The sequence below is a fragment of the Mesorhizobium sp. M2E.F.Ca.ET.209.01.1.1 genome (assembly GCF_004010375.2).
GTDB lineage: Bacteria > Pseudomonadota > Alphaproteobacteria > Rhizobiales > Rhizobiaceae > Mesorhizobium.
The window spans coordinates 1-312 of record NZ_SADP02000885.1 but is presented as its reverse complement, the minus strand read 5'-3'; the positions used below and the strand labels follow the sequence as shown (position 1 = coordinate 312).

General features: G+C 68.6%; 1 protein-coding gene. It reads left to right on the top strand.

Features of this window, described 5'->3' with window-relative positions; genetic code table 11:
* Positions 1–312 (top strand): DUF255 domain-containing protein (locus EN852_RS38330; RefSeq protein ID WP_135879871.1); only part of this gene is annotated, 312 nt, incomplete at both ends.

The following is a 312-nucleotide window of genomic DNA, read 5'->3' as shown; positions in this document are numbered from 1 at the left end:
AGCCGTTCTGGGGCGGCACCTATTTTCCGCGCGAGCCGCGTTATGGCCGTCCGGGATTCATCCAGGTGATGGAAGCGGTCGACAAGGCCTGGCGCGACAAGCGGGCGAGCCTGCACCAGAGCGCCGATGGCCTGACCTCCCATGTCGAGGCGCGGCTCTCGGCCACGCATGCCAAGGCGCTTCTCGATCGCGATACGCTGTCCGACCTTGCCGGCCGCATCGGCGGCATGGTCGACCGCGACCGCGGCGGCCTCGCCGGCGCGCCGAAATTCCCGAACGCGCCGTTCATGCAAACGTTGTGGCTGTCCTGGC